Below are 20,124 nucleotides of genomic sequence, written 5' to 3' on the forward strand. Positions count from 1 at the left end.
CCTATTCCCTGTTCCCTGTTCCCTGTTCCCTGTTCCCTGATAACTGATTTTAACGGAAAGGCGGAGAATACATTAAACCGCCATTTGTCCACAGGGCATTTTGTCCACGGGGAAGCTTAAATTGTGAACCTTCACCAAGGTTGCGTTCATACACTTCACCATAATTCCCAACGGCTTTAATCGCATTAGCCGCAAAATCATTACTTAATCCCATCCCTTTCCCCAGGTCGCCTTCTGTTCCCAAGAATCGTTTAATATTAGGATTATCACTGGTTTTAAGTTGATCAACATTGTCTTGCTTCACCCCTAATTCTTCCGCTTCAAATAACGCAAAAGTTGTCCATTTAACCACATCAAACCAAGTAGAATCATTATTGACTGTTAGAGGGCCAAGGGGTTCTTTAGACATCGTAACATCCAGAAGAAGATGTTCATTGGGATTGGGGAGGGTACTGCGACGAGCGACCAGTTGAGATTTGTCAGACGTCATTCCTTGACAACGACCTTCAGCATAAGCAGCATAAGCGGGGTCAGCTTGTTGAAAGGTAACGGTTTCAAACTGGATACCCCGTTGACGCATCGCATCGGTTAAATTCAATTCCGTTGTGGTTCCCGCTTCTACACAAACCGCTTTTCCTTGAAAATCTTCTAATTTAGTAATTCCACTATCTTGACGCACCATCATCCCCTGACCATCATAGAAGGTTGTCGGGGCAAATTCTAAGCCTACAGAGCTATCCCGGCTAATCGTCCAGGTGGTATTGCGAGAGAGCATATCCACTTCTCCCGCTTTTAACGCTTCAAATCGTTCTGTAGAATCCAAATTGCGAAATTCCACAGCATTAGGATCACCTAAAACAGCCGCGGCGACTGCTTTACACACATCCACATCCAAGCCGGAATATTCGCCACTTTCATTCACAAAGCTAAATCCGGGAATTTTACCATCGACGCCACAGATCAGCTTTCCCCGTTGCTTGACAATATCAAGGCGACTTTGACCCGTTCCCGAATTACTAGCAGGTGTTGAGTTTCCCCCGGGTGAAGTTGTATTCGTGCTAGTAGTATTGGATGATTCACAGGCTGTTAGGGATGCCACTAACAAGAGTGTTGCTACTAGCAAAGAGCCGCATTTGTGCATAGTTTTATATTGCTCGTGTATAGATTAGGCAAGTTTAGCGTTCTAAAGGTCTTGAGGTTATGAGCTCCCCAGGAGTTACCTCAAACGCTTTAAGCTTACCTTAATGTGGGAATTTTCCCTGCAATTTTTTGAGCAAAATTCAATCGGGTAGAGGGTTAAGATCATCACGGTTTTCCTCCAACTCATAAGATGACCTTAAATTTCCTCGAACCGACAAATATAGAACAAATGGATTTTAAGCTGAAGCCTCTCCAGATAAGCGCGCTTCCGCCATATCCCGAATTAAAGAAATGCGAGAGCAAATGTAATCCGTTAAGAGATCAACTTCGTTTCCGTTGATAGAAGCTTCTTTATTGAACTGTTTCAGTAAACACTGGACAAGACTCGCATCATCAAGAGTAACCAGAGTGGATGCTTGGGTCTTTTCGACCAGTGACCAAAGTTGACGAAGCATTGTAGGAGTCATAAAACCTCCGATGGATGCAGTTTTGTCGGTTTTTATACAGAAAAAAACGCTGTTATTCTGCGTGAGCCAGAAAGTAGTCTTTCTCCGTCATCAGGAGGCTTAATACTTTCTTTAAATTTCAAGAATAACCGAGTTTACTCAAATTTGACGGAAAAAAACACAAGATGTCACAACAATTACAACTCTCTTAATCTAGTGAATTAAATCTTGACAAATGGTTGATTGTAAAGTTAAGATTTGAAAATTTTGTTGTCTATTCAGTATTATTACCGGGTATCCCCTGCCATTTTTACTTCGGTTGGGGAACCAAAACGGTTAAAGCTTGGGGGATGACTCGAAAATGAGCGGGCGTCCAGGTGGTAATTTCCCCATCGGTGTTAATTGGGTAGGGTTTACTGGTATAAATTTGAAAGTCTGAACCAGACAAGGTTCTGACCCCTAATTCTTCCCGATGTCTTCCGGTTCTCAGGGTTAACCACACCCAAGGAATTTGCCACCAATGTTTGATTTCTAAACTGTAAAGGTCTAAACGTTGATCATCAATCGTGGCATCATGGACAATGGACATTCCACCTCCATAATATTTGCCATTCCCAACGGCAATTTGTAAAGTTTTGACCCGTTGTATTTGACTATCTACTTCAATTAAAGCACGAAAAGGTCGAGCCGTTAGCGTAGCTTGAATTGCAGCCCATACATAGGCTAAGGCTCCCCAGTGCTTTTTAGATTTTTTGGTCAGTTTACGAGTAATCTTCACACTCAATCCTAAACTGGCCACATTAAAGAAGTGTTTACCATTCACCCAGCCTAAATCAATCTTTTGTTGATGTCCACAGGCAATGATTTGACAGGCTTCGGTCACAGAGGCGGGAATTCCTAGGGTACGGGCTAAGTCATTGGCCGTACCTAAAGGGACTATTGCTAGGGGTAAACCCGTTTCTACCAACCCATCCACCGCCGCATTCAGGGTTCCATCTCCCCCCCCGACTATCACAAAATCCACTTGATCTTTATATCGTTGAATGGTTGAGGTAAACTCTTGCGGATGTTCAGGGGACTCTTGAATAATATCAAAATCCAAGGCTTGAAGTTGATAAACCACTTGCGATAAATTCTTTTGGGTTTTGCGCGCATGGGGATTGATCAAAAGTAAAGCCGTTTTCGGATGGGCAGGTTGGGGAAAATTTGCCATAACAGTGATCAGTTATCAGTTATCAGTTATCAGTTATCAGTTATCAGTTGGCAGTTGACAGTTATCAGTTAGAAAAATCATCAATGGGGTTGAAATCTTAATGATGGCTGTAATAGTGAATAGCTAACCCTTTTACTGATGAGTGATTACTGCCGAAGGAACCCAAACCCAAAGATTTCTGAATCCTATTCTAATAGTTTTCTCGATTTGACTACAAGCTGTCAATTAATAACTGATCACTGATCACTGATTAAGCGACTTCTGTGGGAATACCAACCCGTTTGCGTAGAGATTCAGCCCGACGTTTTGCGGTTTGATTATTGGGATCAATTTTTAGGGTTTGCTCATAAGTTTCTAAAGCTTGGCTGGTTAGCTTTTTCTTCTCATAAGCATAACCCAAATTATTACAAGCAGTGGGATAAATGGGATTTAATTTTAAGGCTTCTTTATATTGGCGAATGGCAATATCATATTGTTCTTTAGCTAGATGAGCATATCCTAAAGCATTATAAATCATGGCTAAATTTTGGGGATCTTCCTCTTCCCCAACTTTTAAGGCTTTTTGTAATTGGGTTACGGCTTGGGAATAGAGTTTTTTATCGTTATAAATACTTCCTAATTGATAGTATTCTTGTGCAGTTCCCGGTTCTTTTGCTAATTTAGTTTGCAGATCAAACAGGGTGATTTCTGTACGACGAGTTTTCAGAATTTGACGAATCAGGAAAACAATAGCGCCGGAAAGTAACACCACTAAAAGTAATAAATAGGCAATGGGAAGATTAGTATCCATGATTAAAACTGTAAAATTTTAATTAACTTGAAACACAAAGGAGAAGGATCAAATGCAATCGATCCTTCACCTTAGCCGATAATTGGCAATCTGTCTATTGAGTTTAACAGGCTGTTTTAATAAATTAAAACTACTTTGCTCCACTTTTGGCGAGATCAACCACTTTCCCAAAGGTTTCAGGATCTAAAACAGCCAGTTGGGCTAACATTTTACGATTGATTAAGATATTGGCTTTTTTCATATTGCCAACTAACTGACTATAGCTGATGCCGTTAATTCGAGCCGCTGCATTAATCCGAGTAATCCACAACCGTCTAAAGTCCCGTTTGCGGTTCCGACGATCTCGATAGGCATTTTTCAACGCCTGCATAACTCTCTGATTCGCGGTGCGGAAGTTGGTAGACTGACACCCCCGGAATCCTTTGGCAAGTTTCAGTATTTTTTGGCGGCGTTTGCGAGCAACATTACCGCGTTTAACTCGGGTCATTTTACGTTTCCTTTAATTAAAATTTGCTTAGAGGCTTACAAATAGGGCAGCATCAAACGCACGTTGTCTTCTTGAGTCTCACTCACTAAGGCCATATTAGACAGATGGCGTTTGCGAGCAGGGCTTTTATGTTGTAATAAATGGCTTTTATAAGCCCGACGACGTACAATTTTTCCACTGCCGGTGACTCTAAAACGTCTGGCTGCGGATTTACGAGTTTTGAGTTTGGGCATGGATTCGCCTAAATTCGACACAGCCTACAATTATATCATGGGAGTTTAAATTCTCACAAGGGGAGGGAAGAGGGAACAGGGAATTACGAATTACGAATTACGAACAGGAATTTCACGGCCCTGGGGTCTAATCAGGAAGAGCTATACTAGGATTCTGGGTTGACTCTCAGATGCTGGACTTCAACAACGGTATGAACATTACCGCGCGGGTTAAAATCTCCTTTAATTCTGACTTCTAGGGGGTCAGCAGCAGTTACAAAGTCATCTAAAATTTGATTAATCGATTCTTCGTGGGAAATATAGCGATCGCGGTAACTATTGATATAGAGTTTAATAGATTTTAATTCCACAACTCGTTCGTTAGGAACGTAGGTTAAATAAATTGTGGCAAAATCGGGATAACCGGAAAAGGGACATTTGCAGGTAAATTCGGGTAAGGTAATTTGAACCTCATAGCGACGGCCCATTCTGGGATTCGGGAAGGTAATCAATTGTCCTTGGGCAATTTCCCGTTCACCATACTTTAATGCTTCTGGACTGGTAGCGGGAGATTCTGGAGTTTCAGTGTAAGAGTGGCTCATGAAATTGAGATTCAACAGGGACTCTTTAAAGTTTAGTGAATAGAACGGAAGTTTTTCTGAAATTTCTTAAAGAAATTGGTGCAAAGCGTTCTAATGACAGTTATCCTGAAACATAACAAACTAACCTGACCCACCAGGTTAATTTTATCAGTTCCCAATTGATGTTCACCCTTGATCACCCGCCCTATGCAAAATGCTGACACCTCCAGCCCTAATCCGTCAGTGGCATCGAGTAACTACTCTCCATCTATTCCGATTTCTATCTATCGAGAAGTCACGGCTGAGTTACAAACAGTTCAATCTCAATTAGAAGCCCTCAAAACCCAAAATCACCAGCTAACGCAACAAAATCACCAGCTTCGTCAAGAACTGGAAAACGTGGTTCAAGCCGCAATTCAGTTGCACCAAGCCATTAATAAAGCTCAAAATGTAGGTCAAGGAAAAAAATCTTCCTTTGCACCTCCAGTAGCTAATTCTTTCAATTTGGATGTTTCATCCCCGGTGAGTGGTTCTGGGACGGCTGCGACTTCTCCGTTTCTCGACATCGCCCCTGGTGTTACCTCCCAACCCCAAGCTCCTGAACCGAATTTTCCCTTTCCCCAGGCTCCTCAACAACAACAACCTTTAATACCAGAAGTCGCAGAACCCTTTTTTACAGAACAACCGGAGGCTCGGTTACGCCCCCTGTCAAAATCTCAGCGTTCTGAACTCAGTGGATTTTGGTTAATTGTGTCGATTGTGGTGATTGTTGTCGTTGCTTTTGGTGCTGGGTATTGGATTGTTCGTCCTTTGTTAAACCAACAGCGTTAGATTGCTCAGGAATTGCTGCTCAAAGATGATTTTGTGAATTATTGACACTCTCGTTTCTGCGGACAGAATTAGTTTAATCTAATTTGTAGGCTTCCTCGGTTTCAATAAATCTAATCTCGTGTAAATCGCAAAGTTGTTTTATACGGGATTTTAATTTACCCAAAGGCATAAGAACAAATTTTTGATTGTTCAAACCTCTTGTAGATAATTTATGTTATCGTGTTCAGATGTCCGGTGTGGGGCTTGACACTCAGCAGAGGACGCTCAACTGTTAATATTGTCTGTTTCGGGATGGCGATCGCTCACCCCATTATTACTTTAGCGAATCAGAACCGCCACAAACAAGCAGATCAACACAAGATCAAATTATTTTTCTGGGTCTATAAAGCCTTTTGCACCTGCTATAAACACTTTAGCGGCGGGATGTTCAATCATTTGTTCTAGTGCTTCTTCTCCTGCACTTTTTAAAGCACCAATTACCCTTTTTTTGAGTGTCGGATCTTGGTCAACGATCTCAATGGCTTTCGCACCAATCATCATTTGTCCGGCTGGTGTATTCGGTTCATAATTTTGGGAAATGGTACTCAGCAAAACGTTAATTTCTTGGCTAGTTTGCTGAATCTCCTGATTATTATAGATGTTGTGCGTCACCTTATCCCGTCCGACGTTATCGCCAGAACCAGAATGCTTTTGATAAGTATTAGACATGGTTGGATTCTCCTGACCAATATTAATGTTAATGTTTTGTTGTCGCTTATTGGACGACGGGGGAAAGGGATCATCTCTATTATATATAGGTTCTATCACATCATCAATCAAACCTCGAATATTTACCCTGTCATAGCTGCTGCCGCACTCAATTGTGGGTCGGTTATCTTGAAGATATTTATAAAGGCGATCCAAGGGGTAGTTTTCGGGATCGGGGTTGTCCTGACATTGAGAACAATTACAGGGAATTAAAGTTTTATATTGCAAGCGTTCAAAGGATTGATGAATCTCATCGAACTTATTATTAATGATAGAAAGAAGCTCTTTTTTCTGGAACCCAGAAACCCGAATTTTAATTTCCCCTTTATGATAGCGGTAACATTCAATCACTTCCGCCCTAGCTCGATTATTATTATTGAGAATCACACCATTTTTCCAAACCTGTTTTTGTTCCTCAATTAAGCGGTGCATTTCCACAATAAAGCGGGTGAGAATCCCTTTTGGCATAAATTCATATTCATAGCGCAGGATGAGATTTTGTTGATTAGTCCAATCATATTCCGGTTGATTTGCAGAAAGCAATTGAGGGGCAATATAGGTTTGGGGACGACCCGGAATTTCATAACAGAGTTTAAACCGCATCATTAACTGTAATAGTTCATCCCTCATTTCAGCATATTGAATATCTTCCCAAATATCCGCGAGATCGGCTTGGGTAAAACAGCCTAAATTTTTTTGAACCGTTTGATTATCTAAAACTTTATAAACTGCCTTTGTTCCCCATTCCGGTTTAAGAATTACCGTCTTTTTTAATAGGGAATCATTTTGGAAGTGCAGAAATACTCCAATGTCATGAAGATAATGGCTGATTTGTTGCATTTCTTCGCGATTTTTTAAGCCATTAATTTGACACAGGCGATAATATTCTTCCTCACTAATATAGTTGCGGGAATCGTTTTCTAAATCAGAACGAATTCTTACCCAAACTTTAGGTAGGGGAGTGCCAATATGGGGAAGTTGACTAATTTGGTATTGAATGGCTTGTTTAATCTCTAATAAGCCGCGATCGGTCGCTAAATTTGTTGAGAGAATTTCCTTTAAATTGGTAAATTCTGAACGCAAATGTCTCTCGTTAATTTGGCACTGACGCTCTTGTTTTTCATTTTTAATAATCAGGACTGGACTATTATCACTCAAAAGTTCAACAACTTTCAGCCAATAGAAAAAGTCGGTATTTTCCTCCCGTGTATCCGCCACTACTCCATACAGAGAGCGCTCAGTTAAGAAAAACTGGTGGGTATGGTGGTAAATTTCTTGTCCGCCAAAATCCCAAATATTGACTCGAACTTTCTGTCCCTCTGAGTTGATAAACTGCCACTGAATCACATCAATGCCTTCGGTAGAGTTCTCATCGGTTTGCAGTTCATAGTCTTCATTTTCTATTTTTTTGGCGAGGGAGGTTTTACCTGCTCCCCCTTCACCAATAATCAAGAATTTTGCTTCATAAAGGGGTTCAGTTTCCTGGGGATTTTGAACTTGAAAATAGAAATTTAGAATCTCGTTCACATTACCCGGATGTTCCGATAGATTTTTGGAGCCTAAAATTTCAGGGGGAATGGGGACTGGATTTCCTCGCAAATCCAACTTTTTAAGATGGGTGAGTTGAACGATTTCCCCAGGCAGACTGCTAAGTTGATTGCCACTCAGGTTGAGGGTTTGCAGATTCGTGAGTTGACCGATTTCCCCAGGCAGACTGCTGAGTTGATTGCCACTCAGGTTGAGGGTTTGCAGATTCGTGAGTTGACCGATTTCTACAGGCAGACTGCTAAGTTGATTCTTATACAGGTTGAGGATTTTCAGATTCGTGAGTTGACCGATTTCCCCAGGCAGACTGCTGAGTTGATTGTTATACAGGGAGAGGGTTTGCAGATTCGTGAGTTGACCGATTTCCCCAGCCAGAGTGCTGAGTCGATTGTTATACAGGTAGAGGGTTTGCAGATTCGTGAGTTGACCGATTTCCCCAGGCAGACTGCTGAGTTGATTGTTATGCAGGTAGAGGGTTTGCAGATTCGTGAGTTGACCGATTTCCCCAGGCAGACTGCTGAGTTGATTGTTATGCAGGTAGAGGGATTGCAGATTCGTGAGTTGACCGATTTCCCCAGGCAGACTGCTGAGTTGATTGCCACCCAGGTCGAGGGATTGCAGATTCGTGAGTTGACCGATTTCCGGGGACAAAGCCGTTAATTCATTGCCAGAGAGATAGAGTTTTGTCCAATTTTCTCTAGCTGCTTGTTCGATTAGTTGTCGCAGTTCTTCCTCTGTCATCAGTCATCACGGATACCACTGTTCAATAGTTTAACTTTGATTGGGACTGAACCAGAGTCAACTCTCAACAACCTTGTCGCTCCCGCAAGGATTCATTAAACTGTATAAAGTCTAATAATTTATTGATTTTACTAATCCTAAACCCTTTCCATTATTTCAAAAAGGAGAAAAAGCCGTGTCTGTCGAGACCGTACAAAAAAGTGAGACTGTTCGTAAACTAGCACCCCGTTATCGGGTTTTGCTGCATAATGATGATTTTAATTCGATGGAGTATGTCGTCCAGGTGTTGATGAAAACTGTTCCAAGTTTGACTCAACCCCAGGCGGTGAGTATTATGATGGAAGCTCATACCAATGGCCTAGCGTTGGTGATTACTTGCGCTCAAGAACACGCAGAATTTTACTGTGAAACCTTAAAAACTCATGGACTCATCAGCACGATTGAACCCGATGAATAAACTTCCTCAATGATAGGACAATAGGTTTGAAATACGATTTTGAATTTTTAAGAAACTACCCTGCTTTTCTGAGAATTGTTATTTTTCTCCTAATGTTGGTGTTGCTTTGGCTCCCCTTGGCAGCACCTTTTTATTTATGGGTGAGCGATCGCAATTTTGTTAGTATTATTACATTGATTTTTCTCTATGTCGAGTTTCTGATTTTAATTCACTTTTGGGCAAAATTAATTTATCGTGAATCTCACCCCCTAACTCGTTATGGGTTAGTCTTTAACTCTAAAAATTATCAAAATTATTTTAAAGGATTAGGATTAGGATTAATCAGTTTAATGGGATTATTCTTAATCGAATCTCTATTCGGTTGGGTGAAATGGCAATCTCCAAATCCCGATTTTTTCAGAATTAGTTTAGAAGGGTTTTTAGTTGCCTTTGGAGTGGGGTTTGCAGAAGAATTATTTTTTAGAGGATGGTTACTTGATGAATTAAACCGAGATTATTCCCCGAAAATAGCATTAGGAATAAATAGTTTAATTTTTGCAAGTTTACATTTTATTAAACCTTTATCCGAAATTCAAAGAACAGCCTTACAATTTCCGGGGTTAGTGTTATTAGGATCAATTTTAGTGATCTCTAAACTAGCTTGGTTTCCCGCTTCTTCCCCTCGTTTAACGTTAAGTCCGTCTGGTTGGTTGGGTTTACCGATGGGGTTGCATGGGGGGTTAGTTTGGGGTTATTATATGATTAATGTGGGAAAACTCATTGATTATTCTGACACGGTTTCTGAGGCAATTACCGGAATTGATCAAAATCCGTTAGCTGGGGTGATGGGGTTGTTTTGTTTGGGTGCGATCGCAATTTTTATCTGGCAAAAATCGTTATTTCGGAAATTGCCTCAATCCTCAGAATTTAAACTTTAATTTATTGAGGAGTTGTTCGCCATGAAACCTTATTATTTACCCTTAATTTCGATAACTCTATTAACAATCATTGGTTTATTCACTCCCCTTAAAGCCGAAGAAAAACCTCTAAATATATCCCAAGATTTTGAGCAAATATCAGCACCAACACGGGAAGAAATTATTAATGCTTGTATTCAAAATCAAGCTGATCGTTTACCGAATCCTTATATTGATGTTGAACCAACTCACTGGGCTTATAAAGCCGTTTTAAGTTTATATTATTGTGGAGCATTTCGTCAAGCTACACCGGAACTTTTACTGCGACGAGAAATCGGAAATCAAGACACTAACCTAACACCCAATTCTCTCCCCACTTCCAGGTAGAAACCCGGTTTCTTAGGGTGCATAAATTCTGATTTCATCCTGATTTCATATTTATATTGGAAACTACGAAGACAAAACCCGTAGCAATATCCCCTTTGTTAACGATGATGAACGTCTTGAGTTTCCGTTTTTGGGTTTCCCGACTTGCTTATGGGTCAGGAACTCTTTTCGCTGTTTTATTACTCACCACTCCCACTATTGTCTTTGCTCATGCGGGACATGGTGGTCATGAATTTGAAGGGAATATGGAGGCGACCCCTGGGACGGGAATTAAAGTTGATTCTCAAACGGTTCAACGCATGGGAATTCGGGTAGAACCTGTTAAAAAAGAATTCATGGATGTGGGAATTAAAACCACTGGACAAATTGAAAGTTTACCCGATAAAAAAGTAGAAATTACCTCTCCAACGGCGGGTAAGATTGTTCAGTTATTTGTAGAACCAGGGGATACCGTTCAAAAAGGAGAAGCCATTGCGGTTTTATCGAGTCCTGAATTAGTTTCCTTACGAGTAGAATCGCTACAAAATTCAGCCACCACAGAAGCAGAAGTTAAACAAGCAGAAGCTAATTTTATATTAGCACAAGAAAACTATCAACGTCAAGTTAATATTGCTAATGCGGAGATTGAACAAGCGCAGAATCAATTAATCGCAGCCGAGGCGCGTTATCAACGGGATAACTCTATTGTCAATCGAGGTGCAGTTGTTAGCGTTGCTCAAGAAAATTATCAACGTCAAATTAAAATAGCTGAAGCAGAAATAGCCCAAGCTGAAACAGAATTAGCCGTTGCTCAAGAACAATATGATCAAGATAAAAAATTAGTAGAAACTGGAGCAATTCCTCGGCGAACTTTCTTAGAATCTCAAGCTCATTTATCCCAAGCAAAAGCAGATTTAGCAAAAGCCAAAAGTCAGCGCGATGTATTAGCAGCAGAAACTAATGTTAGACAATCAGAAATTGATTTACCTGTTCGAGATTTACGAGAATCGGAAACTTTATTAGCAACAGCTAAAGCGGAATTAGTCAGAGCCAAACAACGGCGAGAAGTCTTAGAAGCAGAAGCTGAATTAAAACGGGCAAAAGCCGAATTAGATGCAGCTAAATCTCGATTTAATTTAAGTCAAACTGCATATCAAACTCGGTTGAGACAGTTAGGAACGGGAGCAGACCAAGATGGAACTGTTACGATTACTTCTCCGATTTCAGGAATTGTTAGTCATCGAGATATTACATTAGGTCAATCGGTAGATGATGCGGGTTTACCGATTATGACGATTCAAGATAATACAAAAGTGTTAGCAACAGCAAATATTTATGAAAAAGACTTAAAAGATGTTCAAGTTGGTCAACAAGTACAAGTGAAAGTATCCGGGTTAGAAAATCAAGTTTTTTCAGGAAAAATTACTAAAATATCTCCAACGGTTGAGGGGGAAAGTCGAGTGATTCCGGTTTGGGCAGAATTAGAGAATTTAGAGGGTAAATTAAAACCGGGAATGTTTGCAGAATTAGAATTAATTACGTCTAAAACTGTAAGTCCAGTATTATCAATTCCCGCAAATGCGGTGGTGAATATGAATGGTAAAAATTTAGTTTATGTTCAAAATGGAGAAGATTTTGCACCCGTTGAAGTGACATTAGGGGAAAAGTTTAATCAAAAAATAGAAGTTGAAAAAGGATTGTTTGAAGGAGATCAAGTTGTCGTTCAAGGAGCGTTACAACTTTATGCTCAATCTCTACGGGGAGGAGGTAAAAAAGCAGAACCCCAAGCCCAAAAACCTGCTAATAATTCAACAGAATTTTCTCAACTTTTACCTTATATGCTTTTACCTGCGGGCGGTATTATTGCGGTTGGTGCATTTTGGTTAGGTCGTCGAACGCAATCTCAAAAAACAATTTATTCTCCTTCCTTATCCTTCTCTCAATTTAACGATTTACCACAAGAATATATTGGAAAATATTGCGAATTACCCAGTAATAATCATCGTCGCTTGTAATATAAAATCTCTAAATTTTTAATTTCGATGTGATGGTTAATAACTTTTGCTGTTTCCTGTGATTATAAACCCCAATGTTAAGTACATTAATTCGTTGGTCAATTCGACACAGATATTTAGTGATTTTAGCGGCGGCGGTCATTATTATTTGGATTGTTCGGGTCGTTTCTCAAATGCCTGTTGATGTGTTTCCCGCCTTTGCACCGCCTCAAGTGGAAATCCAAACCGAAGCACCCGGACTCGCACCGGAAGAAGTGGAATCTTTAGTCACCTTACCCATTGAAAGTGCGATTAATGGCACACCAGGGGTAACAACGGTGCGTTCTGCGTCGGCGGTGGGATTATCGGTCGTTAAAGTAATTTTTAACTGGAATACTGATATTTTTCAAGCGAGACAATTGGTAACAGAACGTTTACAACAAGCACAAGAAAAACTACCTGATGGTGTTGAATCTCCTCAACTTTCTCCCATTAGTTCCCCCATTAGTACCGTTGTTCAATATGCCTTAACCTTAACGGATGATCAAAAATATACGGATTCGATTAATTCTCCTCAATCTGATAATAAATCCTCCTCAAAAATAAATTTAATGGAAGTTAGAAGATTAGTAGATTGGCAGATTACGAACCGTTTATTAGCGGTTTCTGGAGTGTCTCAAGTGGTCGTTTATGGGGGAGATATTCGTCAATATCAAGTCTTAGTTGACCCCGCCAAACTGAAGGCTTATGATGTTTCGTTACAGGCGATAACTGAAGCGACAGAACAAGCAAATACTAACGCACCCGGAGGATTTTTAACCAATCCTGACCAAGAATTTTTAATTCGAGGGGTGGGAAGAATTACCTCCATTGAAGATTTAAAAGAATCGGTGATTACCTCTCGCAATGGCATTCCCATCCGCTTAAAAGATGTGGCGGAAGTTCGACTCGGTGCAGCCTTAAAACGAGGGGATGGATGGTTAAATGGAAAACCTGCGGTTGTGATTTTAATTAATAAACAACCTCAAGCCGATACCCCAACGGTAACGCGAAATATTGAAGTGGCAATGGCAGAAGTTCAAGCGGGTTTACCAGAAGGAATTGAAATTCATAATACCTTTCGACAGGAAGATTTTATTGAAGCTTCGATTGAAAATGTTCGAGAAGCATTAATCGAAGGCAGCATAATTGTAGCCCTTATTTTAATTCCGTTTTTAATGAATTGGCGAGCGCTCGTTGTCAGTTTAACGGCTTTACCGTTATCGTTATTATTAGGATTATTGGGTTTGAATTTCTTAGGTCAAGGACTTAATACCATGACATTAGGGGGGTTAGCCGTTGCCATTGGAAATGCTGTTGATGATGCGATTGTTGATGCTGAAAATGTCTATTGTTGTTTACGCGAAAATCGATTATCTCCTCACCCTAGACCTGCCTTAGAAGTTGTGTTTGAAGGCTGCCAAGAAGTTCGGGACTCTTTATTTGGGGCAACATTAATTACAGGATTAGTGTTTTCCCCTGTATTTGCTTTAGAAGGCGTTGAAGGTCGAATTTTTACCCCGATGGGAATTGCCTATTTAGTGGTGGTTTTAACATCAGGATTAACCGCTTTAACGGTCACTCCTGCCCTGTGTGCTATTTTATTACCGAAAGGGCGATTACCTACAGAAGAAACAGCAATTGCTCGATTTTTTAAACGGATTTATGGGTCTATTTTAAAATTTGTCATGTCCTCTGCTAAAATAATTTTAGCGATCGCTTTTGCCAGTTTAATTGCTACAATTATTATTGTTCCTAACTTAGGACGGATCTTTTTACCCGAATTTCAAGAACGCTCTTTAGTCAATACCTTAACCCTCTATCCAGGGGTATCTTTAGAAGCAACAAATCGGGCAGGTTTTGCCATGCAAGATGCCTTAAAAGATGACCCTCGATTTGATTATATTCAATTACGTTCAGGACGTGCCCCTGGAGATGCAGATGCGGCAGGAGTGAATACCGCCCATTTAGACGTAGAACTCAGTGAAAAAGGTATTCAAGACCGACCTGGAAGTATTGAAAAAATCCGAGAAGAATTTGCCAAATTACCCGGAGTCGCCCCGAATATTGGGGGGTTTATTTCTCATAGAATGGATGAGGTTTTATCGGGGGTTAGAAGTGCCATTGCGGTTAAAATATTTGGCCCTGATTTAGAAGAATTACGACTGTTAGGAAAACAGATTGAAGAGTTAATGAAAAGTGTGAATGGTATTGTTGATTTACAACTGGAACCTCAAGTCCCCATTCCCCAAATTCAGATTCAATTTGACCGTCAACAAGCGGGACGCTATGGGTTAACCGTTGGGGAAATTTCTAACTTAATAGAAACCGCTTTAAATGGTCGAGTGGTGTCACAGGTTTTAGAACAACAACAAACCTTTGATTTATTAGTTTGGCTGCCCGAAAATGCCCGAAATAACTTAGAAACCTTGGGGAATTTATTAATTGATACTCCCGCAGGTCAAAAAATACCCTTAGCCCAAGTTGCTAACATTAATTATGGTACTGGCCCCAATACGATTAACCGTGAAAATGTCTCCCGTTTAATTGTGGTTTCAGCTAATGCCTCTGGTCGGGATTTACGGTCTATTGTGAATGAAATTCAACAAAAAGTTCAACAACAGGTGCAACTTCCGGCTGGGTATTTTATCCAATATGGCGGACAATTTGAATCGGAACAACGGGCAACTCAAAATTTAATTATTTTTAGCTTAATTGCCTTTGCTATTATCAGCGTTTTAATGTATTTATCGGTTAAATCTGTTCCTTCCACCGCTATGATTATGATTAATTTACCGTTAGGATTAGTGGGAGGAGTGATTTCCGTCGCCTTTACCAGTGGGATTATTTCCGTTGCCTCGTTGGTGGGATTTATTACTTTATTTGGCGTTGCGGCGAGAAATGGGTTATTATTAGTCGATAATTACAATACTAAATTTGCTGAAGGGTTGCCCATCAAAGAAGTTATTACTCAAGGGTCAATGGAACGCTTAAATGCGATTTTAATGACTGCTTTTACTTCCGCATTAGGGTTGGGGCCGTTAGTAATAGGAACTGGAGCCGGAAAGGAAATTTTGCAACCGTTAGCCATTGTGGTTTTAGGAGGATTATTTACATCAACTCTATTAACCTTAGTTGTCATTCCCGCACTCTATACTCAGTTTGGTAAACTGTTATTTCCGAAACTTAAACAGGATAAAAATAAGGCTGAACTGTCTCAAGAAACAGGAACCTTTTATCCAGGGTCTTTGTCAGATTAATTCTAACAGTAAGGAGAATTCCCAATGGTTAAATTTTTTCAACCCAAATTTCATCTATTCATCGGTTTTGGATTATTATTAATTGTCGCTTGTAGCCAAACCCAAACCACAAATTCACCTGAACCAACGACACAAACAACCAGTTCTCCAACTGCTGCAACTCCCACAACAACTGCTCAAACCCCAGTCGCAGAAACCCCTGCAAAAGACCATTCTGCACCCAATAAAGGAGGGCAAGTGGTGGAAGTTGGGAAATATCATTTAGAATTAGTTGCATTACCGGAAACTGGCGGAACTCATCTGGATTTTTATCTGCTGACGGGGGATAATCATCAATCTATTCCAGATGCAAAAGTGACAGCCCAAGTTGAACTGCCTAATGGTGAGCAACAAACCTTAGATTTAAGTTATGATCCTCAAGGAGAACATTATGCGGTTCTTCTCCCTGGAGAAACACCAGGAGAATATAAAGTTGCGGTGTTGACGGATATTCAAGGAGAAAAAGTCAACGGTCGGTTTAATTTTAAACGATAGTTTTAGTGGAACCTAAAAATAGGTATAAACGCAAAATTTAACGTTTTTACACTTTAAAATCTAACCCTATTAGTGAAAGGAAATGTGAAGTTTATTACTGGGATTCAATATTTAGTTTTAGCTTTAACTTATCTAGGATTAGCATTAGGAAAAATACCGGGTCTTCGGATGAACCGCGCGACAATTTCTTTAGTGGGTTCAGCTTTTTTAATTACTTTAGGTATTTTAACTTTAGAAGAAGCTTGGCAAGCCATTGATGCCAATACGGTTATCTTTTTATTAAGTATGATGGTCGTTAATGCTAATTTAGCTTATTCCGGTTTTTTCCAATTATTTCTCAATCGTTTAATTCGGATTACTCATACTCCATTTGGATTATTAGTTGTTTTAACTCTTAGCTGTGGGTGGTTGTCTGCTTTATTTTTAAATGATACAATAGCCTTAGTATTTACCCCTTTAATTTTGAGTTTAACTCAAACTCTAAGCCTGAATCCTATTCCTTATTTACTTGCTTTAGGAGCGGCGACTAATATTGGTTCTGTAGCAACAATTAACGGGAATCCTCAGAATATTTTAATCGGTTCTTTTTCCCAAATTCCCTTTTTAGAATTTGCCCAAATCTTAACTCCCGTTGCGATTTTGGGGTTAATGGTACAAATTGCCTTATTGTGGTTATTTTATCCTGATGTTCGTTCCTTAAAACCGCTTGTGATTCCTCCCCGAATTCGGGTGAAAATGGTTAGACCTTTATTAATCAAAACCGTTGTGATTACCAGTGGATTATTTGTTGCTTTTATAGCGGGATATCCATTAGGAATTTCGGCATTAACGGCCGTCGCTTTATTATTGATGACTCGTCGCATTAAACCCGAAAAAATCTTAAAACAAGTGGATTGGGATTTATTAGTGATGTTTTCGGGTTTATTTATTCTCACCGCCGCCACCGAACGCTTAAATCTGCTACAAATTTTTACACCCTTTGCGGAAACTACCGCCGGACTGTTAGGAGTAACAGTAATTCTTTCTAATTTAATTTCTAATGTTCCGGCGGTGTTAATGATGCAGCCTTTAATTAACCCCCAGGATACGAAATCTTGGTTAATATTAGCAGCAGCATCTACCTTAGCCGGAAATCTAACGTTATTTGGCTCCGTTGCGAATTTAATTATAGTAGAATCTGCGGCTAAATTGCGTTATAAAATTACATTTATAGACCATTTAAAGTTTGGTGTTCCTGTTACTTTAATAACGCTTTTAATCGCCTATTTTTGGATTGAATTAACAGTAGCTTTGTAGGCTTATTCCGCATCAAAATAGGGCTAAAGAGTTAATACATTCGACCATTTGGCAGGGTTGCACCGCATAAAATGGTATCTTGTAAATCAGCCCCATTGAGTTTAGCATTTCGCAAACTTGCCCCTGTTAAATTTGCCCCTTTTAAACAAGTCCCCTCTAAATTAGCCCCCCACAAATAAGCGCCTTGAAGATTAGCATTGGTTAAGTCTGCACCGGATAAATCAGCTAAATTGAGATTTGCATGACTCAAATCAGCATTTCTCAAATCAGCATCCCGTAAGTCGCCTTTCATTAAATTAACGGAAACGAATTGTCCGCCTTTTAAAATGCTTTCATGTAAATCAACTTCTTGTAAATTCGCGCCTTCTAAATTAGAAAATCGCATTTGAGCAGCGTGTAATGCGGTTCCCTTTAAGTTAGCACCCGCCAATTTTGCGCCACTCATTTTAGCCTCATTCAGGTCTAACCCACTAAAATCAACGCCTTCTAATTGCAAGCCATTTAGAAACGCGCCATTGAGTTTAACATTATTTAACTGCGCTCCTTTTAAATTAGCCCCACTTAATCTCGCACCACTTAAATTTGTCCAGTTTAAATTGGCTCTTTCTAAATTAGCAGACCGCAGGTTAATTCCGTTAAGATTTGCCCCACATAAATTGACCCCTGTTAAATTCGCCCGAAATAAATTAACCGATAATAGGATAGCTCCACTCAGTTTCGCATTGGTTAAATCGACTCCATTTAATTGCGCTCCTTGTAAGTTAGCTTTGGTTAAATCAGCTTCAATTAAATAGCTGCCTTTTAATTTTGAAAAACTTAAATTTGTTCCATATAAAAACGCTCCATTTAAGTTAACATCCATTAAAAAACAACGTTCTAAATAAGCTCTCGCTAGGGAAGCATCTTTTAAACGTGAAGTAGATAAATTAGCTTGATTGAGGGTCACTCCAATTAAATTTTCCGCCGTTAAATCTAACCCTCTAAAATCTCGTTCTCCCCGAAGATAGCGTTCAACAATTTCATTGCTTTTCATGGTGATAGCCTCTAACTCCATAATACCTAATATTTTCTTTTTAAAAGTTAGTTACTTTTGAAAAGAATCAAGACTATTGAGACGATTTCAACTTGAGTTGTGAGCAATTCGATGAAGATCACCCTTAAAAATTATTCTGTAAACGGACTCGTTTTTTTCAACACAACTGTTATTTTCAATCTAGTATTAGTATACAACAATACTTTTGGAATTCTATTTTTATAAATTTTTGTAAATTTTTTGACGAGATGCAGCGATTTGAGAGTAATTCTGTTTTGGGGATAGGGACAAGAATACCTCGCCCCAAATCCCATTTCTACCTATCAAACTCTAGCGGTCAACAGAGCCCATGATAATATCGATACTACCGAGAATTGCCACTAAGTCAGCAACTTTTTCTCCGCGCACTAATTCCGAGAGAATCGGTAAATTACAGAAATCCGCCGCTCGAATTTTGAACCGCCAGGGAAACACAGTATCATCCCCAATGATATAAATGCCGAGTTCGCCTTTGCCACTTTCAATCCGTACATAATGTTCCCCTTGGGGAATTTTGAATGTCGGGGCAATTTTCTTACCAATAAATTGATAATCAAAGCCATTCCATTCAGATTTCGGCCCCTCCATCATCCGTTTCGCTTCTAAATTCTCGTAGGGGCCACCGGGTAAACCGTCTAAGGCTTGATACAGGATTTTAACGGATTCGCGCATTTCCCGAATCCGCACTAAATAACGAGCGAAACAATCTCCGGCCGTTTCGTAGTGGACATCCCAGTCTAACTCGTCATAACATTCATAGTGGTCAACTTTGCGTAAATCCCACTTCACCCCAGACGCCCGTAACATCGGGCCAGATAATCCCCAGTTAATCGCCTGTTCACGGGTAATTACCCCTAACCCTTCAATTCGACGTCGGAAAATCGGGTTATTGGTAATTAAGCGTTCATATTCATCAATTTTGGGGGCGAAATAATCGCAGAAATCTCGACATTTATCCACCCAACCATAGGGTAAATCAGCCGCTACCCCCCCAATGCGGAAATAGTTATTATTCACCATCCGGTATCCTGTGGCGGCTTCCCAGAGGTCATAGATTAATTCCCGTTCTCGGAAAATATAGAAGAATGGGGTTTGGGCTCCGACGTCAGCCAGGAACGGGCCAAGCCATAACAGGTGATTGGCGATGCGGTTGAGTTCCAGCATAATCACCCGAATATATTGAGCCCGTTTGGGGACGGTGACTCCGGCTAATCGTTCTGGAGCATTGACCGTGACCGCTTCGTTGAACATTCCCGCCGCATAGTCCCAACGGCTAACATAGGGAACGTACATGACAACGGTACGATTTTCGGCGATTTTTTCCATACCGCGATGCAGATAGCCAATGACGGGTTCACAGTCCACCACATCTTCCCCATCCAGGGTCACAATTAACCGCAAGACCCCGTGCATGGAGGGATGGTGTGGCCCCATGTTCAAGACCATCGGTTCTGTGCGGGTTTCTATTCTGCTCATA

At 40.2% G+C, this 20,124-nt stretch carries 18 protein-coding genes; 8 read left to right on the forward strand and 10 right to left on the reverse strand.

Features of this window, described 5'->3' with window-relative positions; translation table 11 throughout:
* Positions 1-49 precede the first annotated feature (49 nt).
* The 7 genes from H6G57_RS06915 to queF form a co-directional block, all read right to left on the reverse strand.
* The gene (locus H6G57_RS06915) at positions 50-1,141 is read right to left on the reverse strand and encodes an amino acid ABC transporter substrate-binding protein (protein WP_190517129.1); all 1,092 of its coding nucleotides are present in this window, start codon (positions 1,139-1,141) and stop codon (positions 50-52) included.
* Between the two features lie 235 nt (positions 1,142-1,376).
* The gene (locus H6G57_RS06920) at positions 1,377-1,607 is read right to left on the reverse strand and encodes a hypothetical protein (protein ID WP_190517131.1); all 231 of its coding nucleotides are present in this window, start codon (positions 1,605-1,607) and stop codon (positions 1,377-1,379) included.
* A gap of 289 nt (positions 1,608-1,896) precedes the next feature.
* A complete protein-coding gene (locus tag H6G57_RS06925; protein WP_190517132.1) occupies positions 1,897-2,799 on the reverse strand; it encodes a lipid kinase in 903 nt (300 codons plus the stop codon).
* 250 nt (positions 2,800-3,049) lie between these two features.
* Entirely contained in the window at positions 3,050-3,589 is a 540-nt protein-coding gene (locus tag H6G57_RS06930; RefSeq protein WP_190517134.1) for a tetratricopeptide repeat protein, read from the reverse strand.
* A 130-nt stretch (positions 3,590-3,719) separates the two neighbouring features.
* Positions 3,720-4,076, reverse strand: a complete 357-nt coding sequence (rplT, locus tag H6G57_RS06935) for a 50S ribosomal protein L20 (RefSeq protein ID WP_072718599.1) — start codon at positions 4,074-4,076, stop codon at positions 3,720-3,722.
* A 35-nt stretch (positions 4,077-4,111) separates the two neighbouring features.
* Complete coding sequence (gene rpmI / locus H6G57_RS06940; RefSeq protein ID WP_072718598.1) at positions 4,112-4,309, reverse strand: 50S ribosomal protein L35; 198 nt, start codon at positions 4,307-4,309, stop codon at positions 4,112-4,114.
* A 146-nt stretch (positions 4,310-4,455) separates the two neighbouring features.
* Complete coding sequence (gene queF, locus H6G57_RS06945; RefSeq protein ID WP_190517136.1) at positions 4,456-4,890, reverse strand: preQ(1) synthase; 435 nt, start codon at positions 4,888-4,890, stop codon at positions 4,456-4,458.
* 186 nt (positions 4,891-5,076) lie between these two features.
* Here queF and H6G57_RS06950 point away from each other — a divergent pair, with 186 nt between their 5' ends.
* The gene (locus H6G57_RS06950; RefSeq protein ID WP_199314033.1) at positions 5,077-5,700 is read left to right on the forward strand and encodes a hypothetical protein; all 624 of its coding nucleotides are present in this window, start codon (positions 5,077-5,079) and stop codon (positions 5,698-5,700) included.
* Positions 5,701-6,066: 366 nt separating this feature from the next.
* On the opposite strand, the gene H6G57_RS06955 is transcribed toward H6G57_RS06950, so the two are convergent.
* Complete coding sequence (locus tag H6G57_RS06955; RefSeq protein ID WP_190517138.1) at positions 6,067-8,733, reverse strand: COR domain-containing protein; 2,667 nt, start codon at positions 8,731-8,733, stop codon at positions 6,067-6,069.
* Positions 8,734-8,908: 175 nt separating this feature from the next.
* Here H6G57_RS06955 and clpS point away from each other — a divergent pair, with 175 nt between their 5' ends.
* The 7 genes from clpS (at position 8,909) to H6G57_RS06990 (ending at position 17,575) form a co-directional block, all read left to right on the forward strand.
* Positions 8,909-9,190: an ATP-dependent Clp protease adapter ClpS gene (clpS, locus tag H6G57_RS06960; RefSeq protein ID WP_072718595.1), complete on the forward strand. Its 282-nt coding sequence runs from the start codon at positions 8,909-8,911 to the stop codon at positions 9,188-9,190.
* A 92-nt stretch (positions 9,191-9,282) separates the two neighbouring features.
* A complete protein-coding gene (locus tag H6G57_RS06965) occupies positions 9,283-10,107 on the forward strand; it encodes a CPBP family intramembrane glutamic endopeptidase (protein WP_190517139.1) in 825 nt (274 codons plus the stop codon).
* A 21-nt stretch (positions 10,108-10,128) separates the two neighbouring features.
* Positions 10,129-10,473, forward strand: coding sequence for an S-layer protein (locus tag H6G57_RS06970; protein WP_190517141.1), 345 nt, complete (start codon positions 10,129-10,131; stop codon positions 10,471-10,473).
* 104 nt (positions 10,474-10,577) lie between these two features.
* Entirely contained in the window at positions 10,578-12,467 is a 1,890-nt protein-coding gene (locus H6G57_RS06975; RefSeq protein ID WP_242048889.1) for an efflux RND transporter periplasmic adaptor subunit, read from the forward strand.
* 74 nt (positions 12,468-12,541) lie between these two features.
* Positions 12,542-15,745 carry an efflux RND transporter permease subunit gene (locus H6G57_RS06980; RefSeq protein ID WP_190517142.1) on the forward strand — a complete coding sequence of 1,068 codons (3,204 nt, stop codon included), beginning with the start codon at positions 12,542-12,544 and terminating at the stop codon, positions 15,743-15,745.
* A 24-nt stretch (positions 15,746-15,769) separates the two neighbouring features.
* The gene (locus tag H6G57_RS06985; RefSeq protein WP_190517144.1) at positions 15,770-16,279 is read left to right on the forward strand and encodes a hypothetical protein; all 510 of its coding nucleotides are present in this window, start codon (positions 15,770-15,772) and stop codon (positions 16,277-16,279) included.
* Between the two features lie 84 nt (positions 16,280-16,363).
* Complete coding sequence (locus H6G57_RS06990) at positions 16,364-17,575, forward strand: anion transporter (RefSeq protein WP_309235753.1); 1,212 nt, start codon at positions 16,364-16,366, stop codon at positions 17,573-17,575.
* Positions 17,576-17,606: 31 nt separating this feature from the next.
* Here H6G57_RS06990 and H6G57_RS06995 read toward each other — a convergent pair whose 3' ends face one another.
* Both H6G57_RS06995 and H6G57_RS07000 read right to left on the reverse strand, forming a co-directional pair.
* On the reverse strand, positions 17,607-18,608 hold the full coding sequence (locus H6G57_RS06995) for a pentapeptide repeat-containing protein (protein WP_190517145.1): 1,002 nt from the start codon (positions 18,606-18,608) through the stop codon (positions 17,607-17,609).
* A gap of 330 nt (positions 18,609-18,938) precedes the next feature.
* Positions 18,939-20,123, reverse strand: coding sequence for an NAD(P)H-quinone oxidoreductase subunit H (locus H6G57_RS07000; RefSeq protein WP_190517147.1), 1,185 nt, complete (start codon positions 20,121-20,123; stop codon positions 18,939-18,941).
* Position 20,124 lies beyond the last annotated feature (1 nt).

It is taken from the genome of Planktothrix sp. FACHB-1365 (assembly GCF_014697575.1).
Lineage (GTDB): Bacteria > Cyanobacteriota > Cyanobacteriia > Cyanobacteriales > Microcoleaceae > Planktothrix.